Here is a 19406-nt window from a genome sequence, read left to right as displayed (position 1 = left end):
CCCCTTCTGTGGGATCCGCAACATCCGCCACGCCGCAACATTGCTGGTCAGCGGCTTGGCTTTGTGTCGGATGGCGGTTGCGTTGCGGATAGGTGCCGCCGCAGGCGGTGCGGCGGCACCTATCGGTTCTGCGCTGGTCAGCCAGCGATGCGGAGTGGGAGCGTGTCGGCTTCCGCGGGCGTGTGGCGGATGCTGGCGGAGCCATCCGCCACGGACTCACCCCCACTGACCTGGGGTGTGGCGGCGGTTGCGGATGTTGCGGACTTTCCCGGGTCCGGGGGGCAGTACCGGCTCCAGGCGTCCGCCAGGTCTTCCGCGTAGTAGCCCTTGGGGGTGCCGGAGGCAGTGCGGATGCCGCGGGGTTTGATCGGCTTGTTCGCGAGGGTGACGTACTGCTTCAGCAGCTTGGCCAGGGTGCGGGAGGTGATGGGCTTGTCGTCCAGGTCGCCCCATGGCGCGTCGTCCAGGTTCAGGAGGCATTCGAGGATCACGGCGGTGGGCATGCGGTCGGCACCGCAGAACACGTGATCGCGGAGGTCTGTGAGCAGCCGGGTACCGAGGGATGCTTCGTCGTCGTCCTGGGCGGAGTGGACCAGTTCCAGGCACGCTGCGCGGGCCCGCTCGGGCCAGTCGCCCCCGGCCGCGTCGGCGACGGCGAGCAGGGGTTCCCACACATCCGCAGGCCGGTCGGTGACGCCTTCGGGCATCTCCGGCCAGGCGTGCTCGATCTGGTCGCGCACGGTGGCGGCCCACTCAGCGAGCCGGTCGCGCAGAGCGTTTCCCTGCTTCTCGTGGATGCGCCGCCTGTAGGGCTCGGCCTTCTCGTTGGGTGCCTTCTTGCGCATGCGGATGATGACGGAGCGGGTCAGGATCGTGTCGGGCAGCGAGCCGAGACCAGCCATGGCCACCGCGCAGAACGAGGGGAAGAAGCCTGCTTTCTGGTCGGATCCGTCCCCAATGCAGCGCAGGGACTTGGCGCCGCGCCGGTAACCGGAGTTGAGGAACCCGCGGACTTCCTCGTTCCCGCCCGCCTTGGGACCGAATACGGTGTCGATCTCGTCAAAAAGGAGCGTGGGTGTGCCCTCGTCTGCGGAGACAAGCCGGAACAGGGCGTTCGCGGAGGCATTGACGGTCGTCGCAGCGCGCGGCGTGAGCGTCTCGATGATCTCCAGCGCACGCGACTTTCCGGAACCCGGTTCGGGGCTGAGGAAGGCGATGCGGGCGGTTCCGTCCAGGGCATCCATCAGGTGCGCGTGTGCGTCCCACAGGGCTACGGCGACGTAGGCGGCTTCGGTGGGGAAGACGTTGAAGCGGCGGTGGAAGGCTTCCACCTCGTTGAGCAGGGCGGCGCCGTCGATGGACGGCGCGGGCGTGGTGGGGGTCATGCGGCGGTCCTCCCTTCCTGGGGAGTGCGGAGTGGGCAGGTGGTCTTGTGGGTTTCGTGGTCGGCGATCAGGTCGAGCACCCGGCGCTTGCCGACCGCGCTGCAGTCCCGGCCGCATGCGCACCACGAGGTGGCGGTGGGCACGGCTTGCCAGTTCGGCGGGGCGGTGATGTGGAGCCACGCGGCGGGGTACCGGCCGTCGCCCTGCTGTCCGTCAGAGCGAAGAGCAGAAGAGCAGAAGGGACGGCCTCACGGCCGACGACTTTCGGCGCGCTACGGCCGTCCGGCGCTGGGGCCAATTCGGCGGCGTGCGGCCGGTCGAGGCCCATGGAGGGGCTTTTCAGCTCCCCGCGGGGCGGGGTGGGGGTCATGCCGTCTCCCGGGGCCGGGCGGTGCGGAGGCACCAGTTCAGGACGCTGCGCAGGGTCGAGCGGCACTCGGACGGCTTGAGTCCCACCGACTCCCCGGCCGCCTGAAAAGCCGCTTCTACCTCGTGGCGGGGGATGTCGCCCCACGCGACGAACCGCCCTATGGCGCGGGCGCTGAGGAACAACTGCTGCTCGCGCCCGCCCTCGGTGGCCGCGGCGACGGCGGCGGTCTCGCGCTCCAGCGCCACCTGAGCAAGGCGGGTGGAGTTTCGGGGCGCGGCCAGCCGCAGCGGTCCGGCGGGGCGGGGCGCGGGCTTGAGCGCGTCCAACAGCCAGGCAGGCAGCGGGACGGGCGCGGTAGCCTCCACGGTCTCGTACGTGCCGTCGCGGGTGGTGCTGCCCGCGGCGACGACGTTCCCACCCCACGCGCGGGTATCGATCTTCTTCGCCAGCGTGCCCTTGCTGCTGGGCAACCGGACGCCGGGCGGGGCGGTGAAGTACAGGTGCCGACCGCCGCTGGGAGTCCGCACCGTGTGAGTGGTGGGGGCGGCCTGCCCGGCGCGCTCGCAGAGCGCCTTGAAGGACGTCACGCCGGAAGGCGTGTCCGCACCGTCTTCCGGCTTGGGCATGTCCAGGTCCACCACGATCAGCCCCGACGGACCCGTCGCAATGCCGACGTTGAACGGACGCGCGCCCCACGCAGCATGGATGCGGTCGGTGTCGAGGGTGGCGCGCTGCTCCCACTTGCGGTGCCCGGCCGCGCACTCGCCGGTACGGGGGCAGGACTCCTCGCCATGGAGCGCCGGGGCTTTGCCGCCGGGCCGTAGGGGGTGGACGTGCCAGCCGCGTTCGGCGGAGTCCAGGGCTGCGCGGAGCAGCGCGGAACGTGCTTCATGGGTCATGCTGGATACCTCCAACAGGTCTGATGTGGCTGGTTGGGCCGGGGCGGTCCCGTGTCATTGGCGTGAGTGGGGGCCGCCCCGGGCGAAGTCAGGCAGCAGCGTCGAGTGCGGGCTGCTGCCACTGGGGCATGCGGTCCAGGACGCGAGTGCGCCACCGGAGCGCGTAGGGCAGGCAGTTGGCGCAGTTCCTGTGCGTGTGGCCGAGCATGGGCGGGCGGCGGCGGGCGTGGTAGCTCCATGCGGCAGAGTCGGCGGAGGCCATGAGGTGGCCGACGCGTTCCAGGCCGATGGTCTTGAAACCGAAACCGTGCAGCCGTATGCCGTATCCGGCGAGGGTGGTGACGATGGCGACTGCTTCGCGTGTGGCCTGACGTCGGCAGACGGAGCCAAGACCGACGGTGGGTTCCTTCGCTAGGTCGACTCCGGCCCGCTCGTACAGGGCCACACAGCGTTCGTAGGCTGGGAGCTCCCAGCCTTGGAGCACCGGCACGATCGGCAGGTCCGGCGCCAGTTCCCGCAGTTCCAGGTAGTTGGCCACGGTGCGTCGCTGGTGCTCTGCGATGCTCAGGTGGGTGCCGACGAAGTGCTGTCCGCCGACCGTGCCGCCGTGGATCATGATCGGCTCACACATCCAGTCCTGCGGAGCGGCCCAGTCGAACGGGCCGACGCACTCCCAGATACGGCGCAGATCATCGACGTACTGACGCTCGCTGCGGGTCCAGCAGCCGTGACGCTGGAGCTCCGAGAAACCGCCGGAGTCCACCGCGTACGGGCCCTGGGCCGGGTCCAGCCTGACCGCCTTGACGAAGTGCTCGGACTTCAGGAACAGCGGCTTGTCGGTTAAGCGCACCCAGTGACGTTTGTGGGTCGTGAGGTAGAACCGCATCGAACAGCCCCCGTCTACTTGTTCTTGGAGCCGAAGAGCTTGAGAGTGATGCCGCCGACCCCGACGGGTCCGGCGACAGCCCCAGCGATGGCCGTTGCGGTGTGGGCGGCGACGTCCATCAGCCAGCACAGGGCGGCGGCCAGTCCCCAACCCCCGGCGACGACCGCCCCGGCGATCGCGAAGGGGATCAGGACGCGTCGCCAGGGGAAGCCTGTCGGCTCGTTGTTGACAACGATGACGACCGGCTGTCCGGTGGCCTGCGCGCGCTGGTAGGCGTCGGCGGGTATGTGCGGGGCGAGGTTCCCGGGGGGTTCGTGGTGGTGCATGTGGTGCTCCCTTCCAGCGGTCCGGGACAGGGCAGGCGCCCGCCGGAAGGGTTCCGGCGGGCGCCTGCTGATAACGGTGTGTAGTTGTAGTGGTTAGTGGCTACTGCCTACTGGCTACCGGCAAAAGGCCCGGTAGAGCCCTGCGAGGGGCTGTAGGGGCCGTTCTACTGGCTACTGGCAACCTTTGCGGTAGCCAGTAGCCAGTAGCGGTGTGTGGCCGCTCAGGCGTGGTCGGGGTGGACGTAGACCGAGTGCGGTCCGTTGTCCCGGTAGACCAACTCGCCGCGCTCGGCGGCGGCTTTGAGCGCGTCCCGGACCGCCTGCCGACTGCGGCCGACGAGATCGGCAACAGCGGAGGGCTTCATGCCCGCCGCCCCCGCGGACTGGATTGCCTTGATCGCCTCGGCCAGCCATTCCGGGCCCGCGGCGGCAGTCTCGTCGGCGTCGTCGCTGTCGCGGAGCGCGGACAGGTTCAGCCCGCCCTGCGCGCGCTCAGGCCGCTGCTGCTTCGCGTCCTGCTCGGCGTCGGGGTCGGGGGTGGTGCCGAACCGTTCGTCGATCTCGCGCATGAACTGCTGCGCGAGCCGATCCGCGTCCGGATCGTCCCCGGGCCCTGCGTCGCGGCCACCGTCGCGCAGCGCCGACAAGTTCAGCCCAGCACCCGCCCCAGAACGGACGGCAGGATCACTGGTCGCGTCCGGGGTGGGTTCGGCGGGGGCGTGCTCCCGCATCCATGCAGTGCGCTCGCGATCCCACCGGTCGGCGTAGACCGCGCCCGCCGCCTGCGCGGACTTCGCGTCGAGGGTGGGGTGGCGGTCGCTGGTGGCTGCCACGATGTCGCGGATCTGGTTGGGCAGGATCCGCCACGACTTGAACAACGCCACCGGAGACTCGGGGGTGCCCATGAACCCCGACCCCTTGTACGGGGCCTGATCGGTGCGCAGGCCGCGGCTGCCGGGGAACTGCTTGGACAGGTCCATGCCTTCGGTCTCGCCGCCGGTCAGGGCGACGCGCACCTTGGCCTCACGGCGGATCATCAGGTTCCCCAGCACAGAGCCGGTGGCACCGAGGGCGGTGAGTACGGTGCGGATGCCCATGGCGCGGAACAGGCGGATGACTTCGAGGATCTTTTCCGCGAGCTTGCGCGTGTTCCGGTCGTTGCTGACCAGGATCTCGGCGCCTTCATCGATGACCAGCATGATCTGAGGAATCTGGGCGCTGATGGGCAGCAGGTCGGTATTCGCCTGCGCCATGAGGTCCTGGTAGACCGTCTTGCGGTGCCGCCCAATCCGGATCGCGGCATCCAGCATCCGCACCGCTTCCTCGTGGCTGCCCGCCAGCCAGTCGACCCCCGGCCGCACATCCTTGACGGGAGTGCCGTCAGGCTGGAGAGCGGGGCGGACCCAGGGCAGTCCGGCCGATCCGGCGTTCAGGTCGATCACCCAGGTGATCACGTCGGTGGCGCGGGCGAACCCGGCCAGGATGGTGTGGAGCATGTTGGTCTTGCCCGATCCGGTCGGCCCGACCACGAGTGCGCACTGCTCACGCAGGTAGGTCAGGACCTGCTCGGCAGTAGTGCGCACGCCCCAGGGGATGCCGGTGTGCACCGACAGCGGCCCGTAGTCGGACGGGTAACTGATCTCCTGCTCCAGCACGCTGGCCGTGGCGACATCGATCAGCACCCGGCCCTGATGGATGCCGGGCCCGGCAGCGACGGTGCAGCCGTGCGGCAGATGGGCGTCCGCGCCCAGGCGGGCGGAGTGCTTGGCGATGTGGTCATACGTGGTGCCGCCGGGCAACTCGGCGTCGATGGTGAAGCCGCACCCGGTCGCCCACATCTCCACCGCCAGCACCCGCAGCCGGATGCTGGCGATCCGCTCGATCCGCTCGGCCCACTCCGCGGCGATGCCCCGCCGCTCGGCAGACAACTCGGCCGCGACCTGCCGCTCCACCGCGGCGGCGGCCTCGTCCTCGCGGGCTTCCTCGTACAGGCCTGTGGCGCGGGCGGCGGTGCCGATCCCGATCCCGATCGTGGCCAGCGAACCGAGCGCGGTCCAGGTCAGGGGGCCGTGGGTGATGGCCCAGGTGGTCCAGCCGGAGCCCAGCAGCCAGGAGGCGGCGCGGGCGGTGATGGTCCGGCCCGCGTTGCGCCACCGCAGTCCGGCGGCGGTGTGGCCGATGGCGCCCACGCATCCGGCGGCCAGGGCCCAGCCCGGGGGCATGCCGGTGGCGGCGCCGGTGGTGGCCAGGGCGAAGGCGCCGGTGGTGGCGGACAGGGCGCCGGTCACGGGTCCGTGACCGGCCGCCCAGTCCAGCACCGGCCCACCCTGCTCGGCCTGCTGCTTCTTGCCGGTCGTGGTGCCGGTGGTGGTAGTCATCTCAGACGTTCCAGCCCTTCTCGGCCTCGGACCCGTTGCGGGGGTCCTCGTGGCGGGCGATGTCCTGCTCGTGCACGCTGCGGAACAGGGGCACGAGGGTTTCGGACGCATCGACCGCGTTCAGAAGGGTGCGGTGGATGTCGTCGAAGCCAGCGGCGACGTCCTTTTCGAAGGCGAATTCCTCATCCGAGCGTTCGGCCAGGATGCGGAAGGTGTTGGCGATCGACTGCATGGCCTGGGGAAGTCCCTCAATCATGGCCAGGACTTCCATGTTCCCGTCAGGGTCGTAGGAGCGGGCTGCGTTCTCCATCTCGGCAGCGGCCTCAGCGAACTTGAAACCGGACACGTCAATGACCTCCAGGTCAGACGGGGTGGTGGTGTTGGGCACCAGGTGGGTGGGCCGCTCGACGCGGTCCCCGATCTCGTTCGGGTCCTGCTCGGCTGCCGCGTCGGCCTCGGCCTCCTCGGCGGCCAACTGCTGGCGGATCTGCTCATCCCGCTCGTCCCGCGCCTGGTGCGCGTGGTCCATCAGCCGCCGGTACAGGCGCCGTCCGGGGTGCTGGAGCCACCGCCAACCGAGCTTGCGACCGAGCGGCGTGGTCAGCATCCCCAGCACACCGAGCGGGGCGGCCAGGGCAGCGGCCAGCAGACGACGACCGTGCATGCGGGCCGCGGACCGCCACAGTGCCGACCGGGCCCGGCGACGGGCCGGAGCATGGCGCACCGCATTCCGGGCGCCCTCCAGCCGGTCACGGGTGCGGCGGTCCCGGGCGGCCCGGGCCCGGTTGACGGCCGTGTCCCGCGCCCGCCCGGCAAGGCCCGCACCCCGCGCCGCAGCCCGGCCCAACGCGCCCCGCGATCCAGCGGTGTTGGTGCGGGCCGCGGCCTTGGCCGCGCGCCGGGCATCGGCCACATCCCGCCGCGCCTGCGTCGTCTCCCGGCGGGCAGCACCTCGCGTCGGGGCCTGATCGCGTCGAGCCTGACGCAGCGCCCGCACCTGGCCGACGCGTCCGGCACTGCCGCGGCTGCCTGCACCGAACCCGGGTCGGGCCGTGGCACCGTCGTTGTGCTTCCGGCCGGTACCGCTGGAAGGGGAAGCCTTGCGGCCCGGTCCGGCACCAGTGAAGGCAGCGGCCGAACGCCCCTGGTGGCGGGACGACTTCGACCGCCCCGGGCCACTGCGGGTGCCGGATGCCGCCCCGCCACGGCCAGAGCCGCGGCCCAGTGAGGGAATTCTGCCGGCACTTCCCGGGCGGTGGCCGCGCGCGCCGGGCTTGACCGGCGCGTTCGTGCGGCTGGTGGAGCGGGGGGCGTTGGCCTTGTCCTTCCGGCTGGTGCGGGCGGCGGCGATGCCGCCCACGAGCAGGGCACCGGCCGCAGCAGCCGCGGCGCCGACCGGGCCACCGGCCAGACCGGCGGACGCTATCGCGCCGATGGTGGTGTTCGTGCCGGTCAGCGCCAGCGGCACCACCGGCCACCCGCCCGGCGTGTGCTCCACACCAGACGCGCTCGGGGCCGGGGTCGGTGTCGGCTCGGGCGGTTTCTCGACCGGCGGCGCGACAGCGGCCTGTGGGGCCGCTACCGCTTCCGTAGTGGTCTCGGTCATGCTGGAGTCCTCCAACTCGAAGGATCGGGAAGGGGACCGGCGCGGCCCACGAGCTGCCAGGCCGCATGGGGCCGCGCCGGGTGAATCGGTTCGTGCTCGCTGCTCAGAGCTGGTTGCGCTCCAGCGAGAAGAACAGGACATTGGCCCGCTCCAGGTGCGGGTGCGCCTGCGTGATCTGTTCGCGCATCAGCTCATAGCTGTCGGCCCGGGTGTCGCCGGGACGGGGCGTGAAGGTGCCAGCGAACGTCGCCGTGACGAAGCCCTGATCGGGCTGCGGCATCTGGAGGGTCAGGACGAAGTGGTGGGTGCCCTGCTGCTGAGCGGCCGGGCCGGTGGTCTGCTGAGTCTGGGTGGTCACTGTGGTTTCTCCTTGAGGAGTGAAGTGATCAGGCAGCGAGAGCGGTGGGGTTGGCGCAGGGCACGCACATGCCGAGCTTGGGCGGGATGACGTATCCGGCGTCCGTGCGGCACTGCGGGCAGGTGCGGCGGGCCGTGTTCGCCTTGGCCAGCGCCGCCCACCGCGCCGGGGTCATCGGCCGGACCGGCTTTGCGCGGTCGATGCGGTACAGGTAGGCGACCAGCGGGCCGCGGCGGCGCCGGGGGCGCTGGAGTTCTGCGGCGACGTCCTGTCCGCCGGGGCGCAGGTCCATCGCGCGCAGTTGACGGCGGGTGGCCAGCCCGTCCGGTGCCAGGCGCCATCGGTGGACGGGCAGCGTGCCCATCAGGGTGCCAATCGGTGGTAGATGGCCCGCCACGCCATGCGGAGCAGCAGGTCAGCGGGCTTCACGCCCGGGCTCCTTCCAGAGCACGACCTGCGGGAGGTGCGCTGGGGTGTCCGACGTCGCGCAGTTCCTGGTAGCGGGTGGAGACCCAGCCGACCGACCAGCCGCACAGCTCGGCAGCGGCCCGCACCGCGAGCCCTGCTTCGAATGCGGCCTGAACGGTCGCGCGGGCCCGGTCCTCGGGGAACTTCTCCGTCGCGGGCCCGGCGGCCAGCAGCGCGGCGCGTTCACGCTCGGCCCGTTCCTCGCGCTCCCGCTGTTCACGACGCGCGGCGGCTTCCCGCTCGCGGCGCTCGTTCTCGCGGCGTTGGGCGGCCTCGCGTTCAAGGCGTTCACGCTCCCGCTCGCGCTGTTCACGCTCATGTTCACGGCGCTCACGGTCCTCGCGCTCGGCCCGTTCGCGGGCTTCGGCTCGCTCACGTTCCTCGCGGCGGGCCCGCTCCTCCCGCTCGGCTTGCTCACGGGCGAGGCGGGCTTCGTGTTCACGCTGTTCACGCGCCAGCATCGCGGCGTGCTCGCGCTCCTCACGGGCCCGGCGTTCGGCCGTCTCGCGGCGTTCGTCCGCTGCCTTCTCGCGGGCTTCCCGCTCGGCGCGCTGCTCCGCTTCCAGCGCGGTCACGGCGGCGGTGATGGCGCGCCGGTAGGCCAGCCCGGTTTCCGCGGTCACGATCAGCAGCAGCGGCGCGACCGCATGCACGGCCACGCCCACCAGGTCTTTCTGTAGCGCGGAGTCGGCGATGTTCAGGGCCAGGGTCATGCAGCCGGTCATCCACCGCAGTGCGACGGGCCACCGGCCGCCATGCCCGCCCAGCCGGGCCAGCACCGCATCCAGGCGGACCACGATCACCACCGCGGCATCTACCACCAGCGGCAGGATCGGTGCGGTCCAGTCCCACTTGTCGGGGGTGTGCTCAGCGGCGAGCGGGGTCACGGTGAGGACCGAATAGAGCATGGCGCCCGCGACGATCAGCCATGTGCCAACCGAGAGAGCGCGCTCGGCTGAACGGATCTGAACGGCGTTCACCGGCCCACCCCCATCCATGAACGCACCCGGACCGACGCGATCAGGCACACCGGCGAGGAGAGGTCATCGGGGATGTCGGGGGTCTCGCACCACTCCCACTCAGCGCCCGGCACCGACTCGTAGCCCAGCGCGGTGAGCGCCGCCGCGCGTTCGGTGAACGTCGGCACAGGAGCGGCACGGCCGAAGTCGTGCTCCGGCCAGACCTCGAAGGTGTTCAGCAACACCACGTACAGGCGCCACCCGCGAGCACTGGTGGACATCTGCGCCGTGAACTCCTGCGCCATCAGGCCACCTCCGGGAAGGTCGCCTCATCCCGGTTCGCCAGCGCCAGCCGTGCGGCCAGCACCCGGCGTCGGGCCCGCCGCAGCCGACGCGCGTCCAGCTCGGACGGTGCGCGATCCAGGGTGGCGATCTGGGCATCCAGCAGCTCCCGCTCTGCCTCGATGAGCGGCATCTCGTCCTCGATCGCGTCCAGCTCCGCGGCTGTCGGCTCACGGTCGGGCAGGGCGGCGGTAACAACCGCCTGAACAGTGCCGATGTGGTTCATGGGTCGTGGTTCCTTCCAAGGTGGAACGGCCCGAAAGCGGCTCCGGTGTTGCAGCACCGGAGCCGCGCGCCGTTGGGAAAGGTGGGCCGGGTAGTTCGGCCCTTACCGCTCGGAGCTCCGAGCGGATGGCGGACGGGGAGGGAGTTGCACCCTCGTCCCCGCGGGGACGCTCTGCGCGCCGTCCGTTGGTCTGCCACCAGCCGTGCCGTACACCTCCCGTCAGCGGTTTTGGCTGGGACCTATGGAGTTTTCAAGGAACGAGCGCTTCCTTTCACCCCCTTGTGAAGGGCTTCCGGGCGCGGTTGAGCAGGTCGAACACCCAGGTCAAAGGACCCAAGAGGCGGAGCGACCTAGGTCGCTTGCCGTTGTTGAGAAAGCTACCTAGGTCACTTATGGGCCGTCAAGTACTCGGGCGACCGGATTTCAAACGACCTAGGTCAAGTACGCTTTCGGGGTGGACTCACAGCCGAAGAGGAAGCCCAACGCTCGCGAAATCGCCGCCAGGATCAGAGATGAGATCGCCGCGGGGACGTTCGGCCCTGGTGACCGCCTCCCCGGTGGTCGGGCCTACGCCAGGAAGCTCGGCGTATCGCTGATGACCGTGCAGAACGCCTACACGCAGCTCCGGGACGAGGGCCTGGTGGAAGGCGTCGCGGGGAGCGGCACCTACGTACGCGACACTGCCCCCGGTGAGCACGGACCCCGTGAGGCGGCTCAGCGCCTGACCGACCTGCAAGCTGAGGTCGCACGCGTCTCCACCGAACTCGCCGGTCTCTCCGAGCGCGTCAGGCAGCTTGAGGCGGCCGTGAGCCCCACTGAGGGGAAATCCGGCGCCTAGCGTCTCTCGCGGTGTGGTCGTCGTCATGCAGTAAGCGTGTCCCGCCGAGCGCGCCGTGAGTACGCACTCCCGCTGCCCCCGTGCCGAACTAATCCGAACTGTCAGTTCTGAAGTGGGTGTCGGCGCAGCCGGTAGGGCTGCAACACTGGCTGCATGGCCGAACTCAACGGGAAACCCGTCACTCTCGATGACCTCCAGAGCCTTGCCCTCACGAACTACGGACACTTCACATCCATGCGGATGGAGAACGGCACCGTCCGGGGGCTGTCGCTCCATCTGGACCGCTTGGTGCGGGACTGCCGGATCGTCTTTGGTGTCGAGTTGGACCGAGAGCAGACGCTGAGCTACATCCGCAAGGCAGCCGAGGGCGTCACAGGCGTCGCTGGCCTTCGTGTCACCGTCTTCGACCCTGGGATAGACATGGGGCGCCCCAGCGACGCCAAGGACCCGCACATTCTGGTGAATCTGCGACCCGCGGGCGCCATGCCTCCGCCGCCTCTGACGGCCAAGTCCTTCCCCTTCACCCGCGACAACGCAGAGGTGAAGCACATCGGCCTTCATCCGCAGCTCCGGCTTCGCCGTGACGCTCAGCTCGCCGGATTCGACGACGCCGTGTTCGTCGAACCGGACGGCCGGATCTCCGAGGGCGGCACATGGAACCTCGGCTTCGTCGACCAGGATGGAACGGTCATCTGGCCGGACGCTCCCGTGCTCCCTGGCACGACGATGCTCTTGCTCCAGAACCTCGACGCCCCGGGGCAAACCACGGCCCCGGTGCGGCTCGCTGACGTCCCGAACATGGCCGCCGCGTTCGCCACGAACGTGACGATCGGCGTGCGTTCCGTCAGCGCGCTCGACGATGTGCAGTTCCCACAGGACCACCCCGTGCTTGCAGCGCTGCGTGACGCCTACGCCAGCATTCCCGGCGAGCGCCTGTAGACGCGTGCCGTCGTCCCTCAGTGAGGAGCGAGTCAGGACAGAGGTAGCCCATGCCACTCGTTACGAGATGGACCGGACGTGAGGTCAAGGCTCTGCGGGAAGCCGTACGCATGAGCCTCATGGAGTTCGCCGAGAAATTGGGGGTATCTGATCGCATAGTCTCCCGATGGGAAGCGGACGGCGAACAAGCTTCCCTCCGCATGGTGAACCAAGCGGCCTTGGACACCTTGCTCGCCAAGGCTGACCAGGACGCCCAAGGCCGCTTTGTTGGCATCCTCGCGGCTGACGACGTGCCCACCCGCGCAGTCATAGAGCCAGATGAGGGCCAGACGAGCAGCGGCGACTACGTGAAGCATCCCGGTGACGGCAAGCTCATGGCGCACGTCCCAGAAGGGATCTTTCTGTCAGGGGTGGACGACAACCCGGTGTGGGTGGACGAATTCCATATCGACACTTTCCCGACGACCAATGCCGACTATGCGCGGTTCTGCGCGGCCACCCGGCACCCGGAACCTGAGCACTGGGAGAACGGCCGGTGCCCTCGCAGCTTGTACGACCACCCTGTCGTGCACGTGACATGGCGAGACGCGTCCGCGTACGCAACATGGGCGGGGAAGTTACTGCCGACTGCCGAGCAGTGGGAAAAGGCAGCGCGCGGCACCACCGGCCGCACCTTCCCATGGGGTGATCAGAAGACCGCCGCAAAGTGCAACGTACGAGAGACTGGCGTGGAGCGCACGACGTCCGTCTCTCGATATCACAGCGGTGTTTCGCCCTACGGGGTCTACGACATGGTGGGGAACGTGTGGGAATGGCTGGCAACAGCGACCACGCCTGGCCGCTACGAACTTCGGGGCAGCGCCTTCACGAGTCCCCTGTTCCGGGGAGCTCCCGCCATTTCCAACGACGCCAATGACATGATGCACGACGATGACACCGGGTTCCGCTGCGTGGCGACGCCTGAGCAGATGCCCCCTCGCAAGGGATGACGGCGAGGAACACGTGCCCGGCGAGCAGCAGGTCAGAGCGATCCCCGCAGTCTCAACCGCAGTCTCATCCGCCACCGTTCGCGGTCGTTCAACCACCGGCGGCGGACCCGCAAAGTCCCGGCTCTGAACGTGCCTGAACTGTCCCGTACGGACACCGGCAGAATTGGAAAGCGTGTTGGGGGCAACCCCTCACGAGTTCGAATCTCGTATCCTCCGCCAGTGCCTTCACCGGGCACGATGTCGAAGGGCCCCACCGTTCGCGGTGGGGCCCTTCGACGTCCTGGGCTCTGCCCGCGGGGATGAGCCAGTACATCAGGCTGTAGTCGGCCATGACTGCGCCCGTCGCGTCCAGCGGCCTCAGCGCGCGCTCGCCGATGTCCGCGGAAAGCCCGTACCGCGTCCCAGTACAGCCCTACTTGGACCAGCTCCACGTCGTCGCCGTTCGGCGGCATCCACGGCAAGGCACTGGTGCCCATGCGTCTCCTTCTCCATTACGGGTAGTGAGGAGACGGCACCGTGCGTCATGCTGAACCGGCCGGCGCCGACCCGCGCCGGGCATGTCGACAGCGCGTCAGGCGGCGTTCTCGGCCGGACCTGGGGGACAGAGGGCAAGACAAGGTAGAGATGGCGGCCACCTTCGCGGCACCAGGAGGGCCTGGGCGTCTGCCTCTCCGCCGGTGGCCCCTCGGGGAGCCGGGTGCGGTCGACCGGTGCTCATCGCTGGTGGCTCTGCCTTCCTGGCTCCCCCGCGACCCGGCTCAGCGTTCAGTACTGCTCGACTGCTCGGTCGCCATATACCCCGGACTCGCGTTGTCGTCCGCGTCGAAGGCAGCGGCGGTCGGGTCGAATCCGGGCGGGCTGTCCTTGAGGGCCAAGCCCAGACCGGCCAGCTTCGCCTTGACCTCGTCGATCGACTTGGCGCCGAAGTTGCGGATGTCCAGCAGGTCCGCCTCGGAACGGGCCAGGAGCTCACCCACCGAGTGGACGCCCTCGCGCTTGAGGCAGTTGTACGAGCGGACCGTCAGCTCCAGCTCCTCGATCGGCAGCGCCATGTCGGCGGCCAGGGCGGCGTCCGTCGGGGACGGGCCCATGTCGATGCCCTCGGCGTCGACATTGAGCTCGCGGGCGAGGCCGAACAGCTCGACCATGGTCTTACCGGCCGACGCCATGGCGTCACGCGGGCGCATGGCCTGCTTGGTCTCGACGTCGACGATCAGCTTGTCGAAGTCGGTGCGCTGCTCGACACGGGTCGCCTCGACCTTGTAGGTGACCTTGAGCACCGGCGAGTAGATCGAGTCGACCGGAATCCGGCCGATCTCCTGGCCGACCTGCTTGTTCTGCACGGCGGAGACATAGCCGCGACCGCGCTCGACGGTCAGCTCCATCTCCAGCTTGCCCTTGCCGTTCAGCGTGGCCAGGACCAGGTCCGGGTTGTGCACCTCGACACCGGCCGGCGGGGCGATGTCCGCGGCGGTGACCAGGCCGGGGCCCTGCTTGCGCAGGTACATCACGACCGGCTCGTCGTGCTCCGAGGAGACGACCAGCTGCTTGATGTTGAGGATGAGATCGGTGACGTCCTCCTTGACGCCCGGCACGGTGGTGAACTCGTGCAGGACCCCGTCGAACCGGATGCTGGTGACAGCCGCACCGGGGATCGAGGAGAGGAGCGTACGACGCAGGGAGTTTCCGAGGGTGTAGCCGAAGCCCGGCTCCAGCGGCTCGATCACGAACCGGGAGCGGAACTCGTCGACGACCTCTTCGGTCAGTGACGGACGCTGAGCAATCAGCACGAGGTATTGCCTCCAGTGTTCGGCGCGTTATGTGACGCCGTAGACACCACGAAGGGTACGGGCCGTTCGGCCTCCTATGAGTCCGAACCGCCCGACCCCCGCCCGTCTGGCGGCCGGTCGGCAGGCTCAGCTCTTGCTGGGGTGGAGTCCGACGATCAGCTACTCCTGCCCCTGAGAGCCAGCGTCCAGCGCAGTTCGTAGGCGCATACTGGGGGCAATGACAAAGCCTGCTGCACCGAAGCGTCATTTGCCCACCAGCCCCTTCAAGGCCCCGGTCACCCCGGCTCCCAAGCACTTCGCCGTGGGCGACCAGGTCACACACGACATGTACGGCCTCGGCTGGGTGATCGGCATCGAGGACGGAATCGCGGCGCTCGTGGATTTCGGCTCGACACAAATGCGGATCTTGAGCCCATACGACAAGATGACCAAGCTGTAGGACCGCCGTGCCCGGTCATGGCACGCCAGGCCCCTTCAGGGACCGTAACCAAAGGGAGACCCCTCATCGAACTGACGTCGCTGTTTTCCGCCCTGGAAGGGCAACCCCGCCGTGCCGCTACAGCATCGCCGCCTCCGACGACAGACCCCTTCCAGGCCGCGGACTTCGGGGAAGACGAGACCTTCCTCAACGAGGATGTACAGGAGCCCGCCTGAGGCATGCGGGCCGCGCAGCCCAAGGCGGCCCAGCTCCCGCGTGTGCAGTGGTTCCGACAGCTGGCCGCGGGCCGTCTCCGGTGCTGCGGCAAGGAGTGCGGACGTCTCGGTTCCCCACTCATTCAGCCCCGTTCACTGTCGTTCAGCCGAGTCCGTGTGCCGGACCCTCCCCGTAGGCAAGCCGCCCACGAACGCAGGTGAACGCCCCTGCGCACACCCCAGCCCCCCAACCCCACCACCACAGTTGGCACAGCGTGGTGGGGGCAACCCCTCACGAGTTCGAATCTCGTATCCTCCGCCTCCGCCCGCCAGGGCGAACGCAGGGCCCTGCCGGTCATCGGCGGGGCCCTTCGTGATCTTCGGCCCGTGCGGTGCAGAGGTCTCCCGCCGCTCCCCGCCCGGACCGTACGATCGACACGAGGTGAGGGGGCTCGTGGACATCTCCGCGTTACGCAATCCGTACGACTACCGGAACCCGGTGCGTGATGCCGCGGTCTTCGCCGGGCGGGGCGAGGAAGTGGGCGTCATCGGGTACGAGCTCGATCAGGCGGCCGTGGACCGGCCGTCGGTGTGTGTGGTGCTGCACGGGCCGCGGGCCGCCGGGAAGACGAGTCTGCTCAATGCCACGGAGCGGATGGCCACCACACGTGGGTTTGTCACCGTGCGCGTGGAGTTGATCGAGGGGGACGGGGAACCGGCCGTCTTCTTCCGGAAGGTGTACGAGGAGCTGGTCTGCGCGATCGCCGCCGAGATCGGGCGGGACGGGGCGGAGGTGCCCTTCGACGTGGCCGCCGTGCGGCGGGTGATGGCCGGGGCGGGTGGGGCCGGGGCGGTGGCGCCGCTGGAGTTTCCGGAGGCGGTGGCGCTCGCCGGGCCGGCGGGGCGGGTGCCGGAAGCGGCGCTGAGGGCCGATCTTGGCTTCTTCGTACGGCTTCTCGGGCATCCGGTCGTTCTGCTGGTCGACGAGGCCCAGCTGATGGCGGCGGACGCCCGTGCGCTGTCGGTGCTGCGGTTCCTCACCTCACGGGTCGACGGGCTGGTGCTGGTGCTCGCCGGGACCTCGGGGCTGATCGACCGGATCGCCGATGTGCACTCGCCGATCCTCCGGCAGTTCAAGGAGATCGCGGTCCGGGGGTTCGCCGAGTGGGATGACGTGTACACCTGCATCGTGCGCCCGCTGGCGAGCGTCGGGATCCCCGGCCTCGCATCGGCCAATGTGGTGTCCGCGCTCCGGCAGCTCACCGACGGCAACCCCTATGAGATCCAGCTGTACTGCCATGAGATGTTCGCGCGCTGGCAGCGTGGTGCGGCGGACGGCATGGAGCTCACCGCGGAGGTGCTCGAGGGCATCCGCCGCCGGATGGAATCGGGGCGCGATGTGCTCGACCGTCCGCTGATCCGCGCGGTGCGCGCGATGGAACGGCGCGAGCTCATCGCGTTCAACGTGCTGTCCTCGGCGCTCGGCCACGCGACCGCGGACCAGGCGTGGTTCGCGTACAGCATGACCGGACCGTCGGAGATCACCCGTGAGGAGTACGACCAGTGCCGTCAATCGCTGGTCGCGGACGGGGTGTTCGCCGACGAGGACACCTTGCGGTTCGCGGTGCAGACCGAGCTCTTCGACGAGATCTACGCGCGGCTGTGGACGGTCGGGACGCTCGGATCGGTCCCGCACGTCCAGTTCACCAGCCGGAACAGCCTCCATGTGCTGCTGGTCGACCGACTGGTCCATCTGCTGTGCGACTTCGCCCGCGAACCCCTCCGGATCTTCCCGACCTGCTGCCACGCCATGAACGCGGAGCACATCCAGGAGATCTTCAACGCGCTGGAGACGCTGCCCGAGGCCGGGCCGGACGCCACCCCGCAGATCAACTTCCTCCATGACGCGATCCTGCGGGCGGGCGAGCCCTCCGCCCTCGACGTCACCACCGTCACCTGTGTCTACGCCGGTCATACGGTGGAGCGCTGGCTGTACGCGGCGGACACCGACAACATCGTGCTGGCCGACTCGGCCGAATTCCGGGCGGCAGCCGCCCGGGTCACCCTGCTCGGCGGCGTTCTCACCGCCGACCGGGTCCGGGTACCGCTGCGGTCGTGGCCGGCCCGCGACTGGTTCGACGCGGCGACGGGCACACTGCGGAGCGAGCTGGCGGACAACCACCTCACGGCGGCGTACGACCTGTACGGCCGTGGCGACACCGCCTCCGCGGCCGGCCATCTCCAGTCGTCGTTCGCCCTGGCCCCCGGCTGGGAACAGGCCAACAACCTGACGTATCTCAGCCTGGCCACCGGGCGCACGGACGACGCGCTCGCCTGGGCGGAGCGCGCCCTCGCGCTGGCCACCGACCCCTGGCACCAGTCGCTGAGCCGGTACAACGCGGCCATGGCCCGGCTGCTGACCGGGGACCGCGACGCGGCACGCGGCCATCTGGCGAGCGCCGCCGAGGCGCTGGAGACCCTGGCGATCCCCGACTACAGCGTCGGGTTTCTGCTGCTGCCGGACCCGGAGGACGCCACGGCCCTGCACGAGGAGGGCGACGTCAACCTGGCCGACGCGGTGCGGCGCGCCCGTACCGTCCTCGGTGTCCCCGAGGTGCCGGAGACCGCGGACGGCACCGTCGAGGCGGCGGGCCGTGCGCCGCTTCCGGCGCGCGGCCGCGACAACGCCCCTCCGCCGCCCGCCCGTCCGGCACCCGTCGTCCTGTCCGTGGCCACTGAGTGGGCGTCCTCCCACGGTGGGCTCAGCACCTTCAACCGCGATCTGTGCCGCGCGCTCGCCGCCGCCGGTGCCCGGGTCTTCTGTGTGGTGCTCACCGCCACCGCCGAGGAGGCGGTGGCCGCGGCCGAGGCGGGTGTCACCCTGCTTCCGGCCCCCGGTATGCCCGGGGCGTCCGAGGACATGCGGCTCACCAGCCGCCCCGAACTCCCCGCCGGGATCCTGCCCAACCTGGTGGTGGGGCACGGCCGGATCACCGGCCCGGCGGCGAAGAAGCTCGCCGACGACTTCTTCCCCGCCGCCCGTCGGCTGCATCTGGTGCACATGGCCCCGGACGAGATCGAGTGGTACAAGCCGGACCGGGGGACCGACGCCGGGCTGCGGGCGGAGCAGCGGACCGACATCGAACGCGCCCTGGGCAGGAGCGCCCACCGCGTGGTCACGGTCGGACCCCGGCTGCACGACCAGTTCCTGGCCGAGTTCACCGGGACCGGTGTGCTTCCGCCGCTGCGGCTCGACCCGGGCTTCGACGCGGCGGACTCCTCGGCGCCCCGCACCCCTCCGGGGGGCAACCCGTTGCGGGTGCTGCTCATCGGGCGCACCGAGGACGCCCGGCTGAAGGGGGTGGACCTCGCGGCCGCCGCCTGCGGCCGGGTGGCGGACTGGCTGCACGAGGACGGTCTGCGGCGGCTGCGCCTGCTGGTCCGCGGGGCGCCGGAAGCCGTAGCGGAGGAGCAGCGGACCCAGGTGGTGACGTGGGCCGCCGGCCCGCGGCTCGATGTGGTGGTCCGGCCGTACGCCGCCGACCAGAGCCGCGTCGGCGACGATCTGGACAGCTCCAGCCTGGTGATCGTGCCGTCCCGGTCCGAGGGGTTCGGTCTGGTCGGTGTCGAGGCGATCGCCCACGGCGTGCCCGTGCTCGTCAGCTCGGAGAGCGGCCTCGCCCAGCTGCTGCGCGAGACGCTCGGGCACGAGGCGGCCGATCCCTTCGTGGTCACCATGTCCGGGGATGACGAGAAGGACACGGACAAGTGGGCGCGGGCCATCGACCGGAAGCTGAGGGACCGCGACGGTGCGTTCCGGCAGACGGCACAGCTGCGGGCGCGGCTCGCCGAGCGGACGCCGTGGAGCCGGGCGGCCGCCGTGGTGCTCGGCGAGATCGCGGACGGGTGAGCGCTCGCCCCGGACACGCTCACCTCGGCGCACTCACCCCTGACCTGCCCGGCTCCCGCGCGCTCGCCCCTGACCTGCCCGGCTCCCGCGCGCTCGGCCCTGCC

17 protein-coding genes are annotated in these 19406 nt (G+C 70.1%); 5 read left to right on the top strand and 12 right to left on the bottom strand.

Going from position 1 to position 19406, the window contains the following annotated elements; translation table 11 throughout:
• Positions 1-137 precede the first annotated feature (137 nt).
• The 11 genes from HUT19_RS21465 to HUT19_RS21415 all read right to left on the bottom strand — a co-directional run bounded on the left by HUT19_RS21465 (position 138) and on the right by HUT19_RS21415 (position 10203).
• On the bottom strand, positions 138-1385 hold the full coding sequence (locus HUT19_RS21465; protein WP_176182026.1) for a DUF3631 domain-containing protein: 1248 nt from the start codon (positions 1383-1385) through the stop codon (positions 138-140).
• A 366-nt stretch (positions 1386-1751) separates the two neighbouring features.
• Positions 1752-2654: a bifunctional DNA primase/polymerase gene (locus HUT19_RS21460; protein WP_176182025.1), complete on the bottom strand. Its 903-nt coding sequence runs from the start codon at positions 2652-2654 to the stop codon at positions 1752-1754.
• Positions 2655-2742: 88 nt separating this feature from the next.
• Complete coding sequence (locus tag HUT19_RS21455) at positions 2743-3504, bottom strand: hypothetical protein (RefSeq protein ID WP_254885694.1); 762 nt, start codon at positions 3502-3504, stop codon at positions 2743-2745.
• A 50-nt stretch (positions 3505-3554) separates the two neighbouring features.
• Entirely contained in the window at positions 3555-3866 is a 312-nt protein-coding gene (locus HUT19_RS21450) for a hypothetical protein (protein WP_176182023.1), read from the bottom strand.
• 221 nt (positions 3867-4087) lie between these two features.
• On the bottom strand, positions 4088-6244 hold the full coding sequence (locus HUT19_RS21445) for an FtsK/SpoIIIE domain-containing protein (RefSeq protein ID WP_176182022.1): 2157 nt from the start codon (positions 6242-6244) through the stop codon (positions 4088-4090).
• Position 6245: 1 nt separating this feature from the next.
• Positions 6246-7850: a hypothetical protein gene (locus HUT19_RS21440; RefSeq protein ID WP_176182021.1), complete on the bottom strand. Its 1605-nt coding sequence runs from the start codon at positions 7848-7850 to the stop codon at positions 6246-6248.
• A gap of 103 nt (positions 7851-7953) precedes the next feature.
• Complete coding sequence (locus HUT19_RS21435) at positions 7954-8208, bottom strand: hypothetical protein (RefSeq protein WP_176182020.1); 255 nt, start codon at positions 8206-8208, stop codon at positions 7954-7956.
• Between the two features lie 28 nt (positions 8209-8236).
• Positions 8237-8572 (bottom strand): RRQRL motif-containing zinc-binding protein, encoded by a 336-nt coding sequence (locus tag HUT19_RS21430; protein WP_176182019.1) that lies wholly within the window; start codon positions 8570-8572, stop codon positions 8237-8239.
• A 61-nt stretch (positions 8573-8633) separates the two neighbouring features.
• The gene (locus HUT19_RS21425; protein ID WP_176182018.1) at positions 8634-9656 is read right to left on the bottom strand and encodes a DUF2637 domain-containing protein; all 1023 of its coding nucleotides are present in this window, start codon (positions 9654-9656) and stop codon (positions 8634-8636) included.
• Positions 9653-9940 carry a DUF6303 family protein gene (locus HUT19_RS21420; protein WP_176182017.1) on the bottom strand — a complete coding sequence of 96 codons (288 nt, stop codon included), beginning with the start codon at positions 9938-9940 and terminating at the stop codon, positions 9653-9655. Before HUT19_RS21420 ends, HUT19_RS21425 begins: the two co-directional genes overlap by 4 nt.
• Positions 9940-10203, bottom strand: a complete 264-nt coding sequence (locus HUT19_RS21415) for a DUF6284 family protein (protein ID WP_176182016.1) — start codon at positions 10201-10203, stop codon at positions 9940-9942. The genes HUT19_RS21420 and HUT19_RS21415 overlap by 1 nt, the downstream gene beginning before the upstream one ends.
• 454 nt (positions 10204-10657) lie before the next feature.
• Here HUT19_RS21415 and HUT19_RS21410 point away from each other — a divergent pair, with 454 nt between their 5' ends.
• The 3 genes from HUT19_RS21410 (at position 10658) to HUT19_RS21400 (ending at position 12969) form a co-directional block, all read left to right on the top strand.
• Positions 10658-11041: a GntR family transcriptional regulator gene (locus HUT19_RS21410; RefSeq protein ID WP_176182015.1), complete on the top strand. Its 384-nt coding sequence runs from the start codon at positions 10658-10660 to the stop codon at positions 11039-11041.
• A 153-nt stretch (positions 11042-11194) separates the two neighbouring features.
• Positions 11195-11980, top strand: coding sequence for an aminotransferase class IV family protein (locus tag HUT19_RS21405; RefSeq protein ID WP_176182014.1), 786 nt, complete (start codon positions 11195-11197; stop codon positions 11978-11980).
• Positions 11981-12030: 50 nt separating this feature from the next.
• A complete protein-coding gene (locus HUT19_RS21400) occupies positions 12031-12969 on the top strand; it encodes an SUMF1/EgtB/PvdO family nonheme iron enzyme (protein WP_176182013.1) in 939 nt (312 codons plus the stop codon).
• Positions 12970-13727: 758 nt separating this feature from the next.
• Here the strand turns inward: HUT19_RS21400 and HUT19_RS21395 are convergent.
• Positions 13728-14759 (bottom strand): DNA-directed RNA polymerase subunit alpha, encoded by a 1032-nt coding sequence (locus tag HUT19_RS21395; protein WP_176182012.1) that lies wholly within the window; start codon positions 14757-14759, stop codon positions 13728-13730.
• A 217-nt stretch (positions 14760-14976) separates the two neighbouring features.
• Between HUT19_RS21395 and HUT19_RS21390 the strand changes: the two genes are divergently transcribed.
• Positions 14977-15198 (top strand): hypothetical protein, encoded by a 222-nt coding sequence (locus tag HUT19_RS21390; RefSeq protein WP_176182011.1) that lies wholly within the window; start codon positions 14977-14979, stop codon positions 15196-15198.
• Positions 15199-15834: 636 nt separating this feature from the next.
• Positions 15835-19302 carry a glycosyltransferase gene (locus tag HUT19_RS21385; RefSeq protein WP_217712274.1) on the top strand — a complete coding sequence of 1156 codons (3468 nt, stop codon included), beginning with the start codon at positions 15835-15837 and terminating at the stop codon, positions 19300-19302.
• Positions 19303-19406 lie beyond the last annotated feature (104 nt).

Origin of the sequence: Streptomyces sp. NA02950, from assembly GCF_013364155.1 — a bacterium.
GTDB lineage: Bacteria > Actinomycetota > Actinomycetes > Streptomycetales > Streptomycetaceae > Streptomyces.
This window is presented reverse-complemented; position numbering and strand designations above follow the sequence as displayed.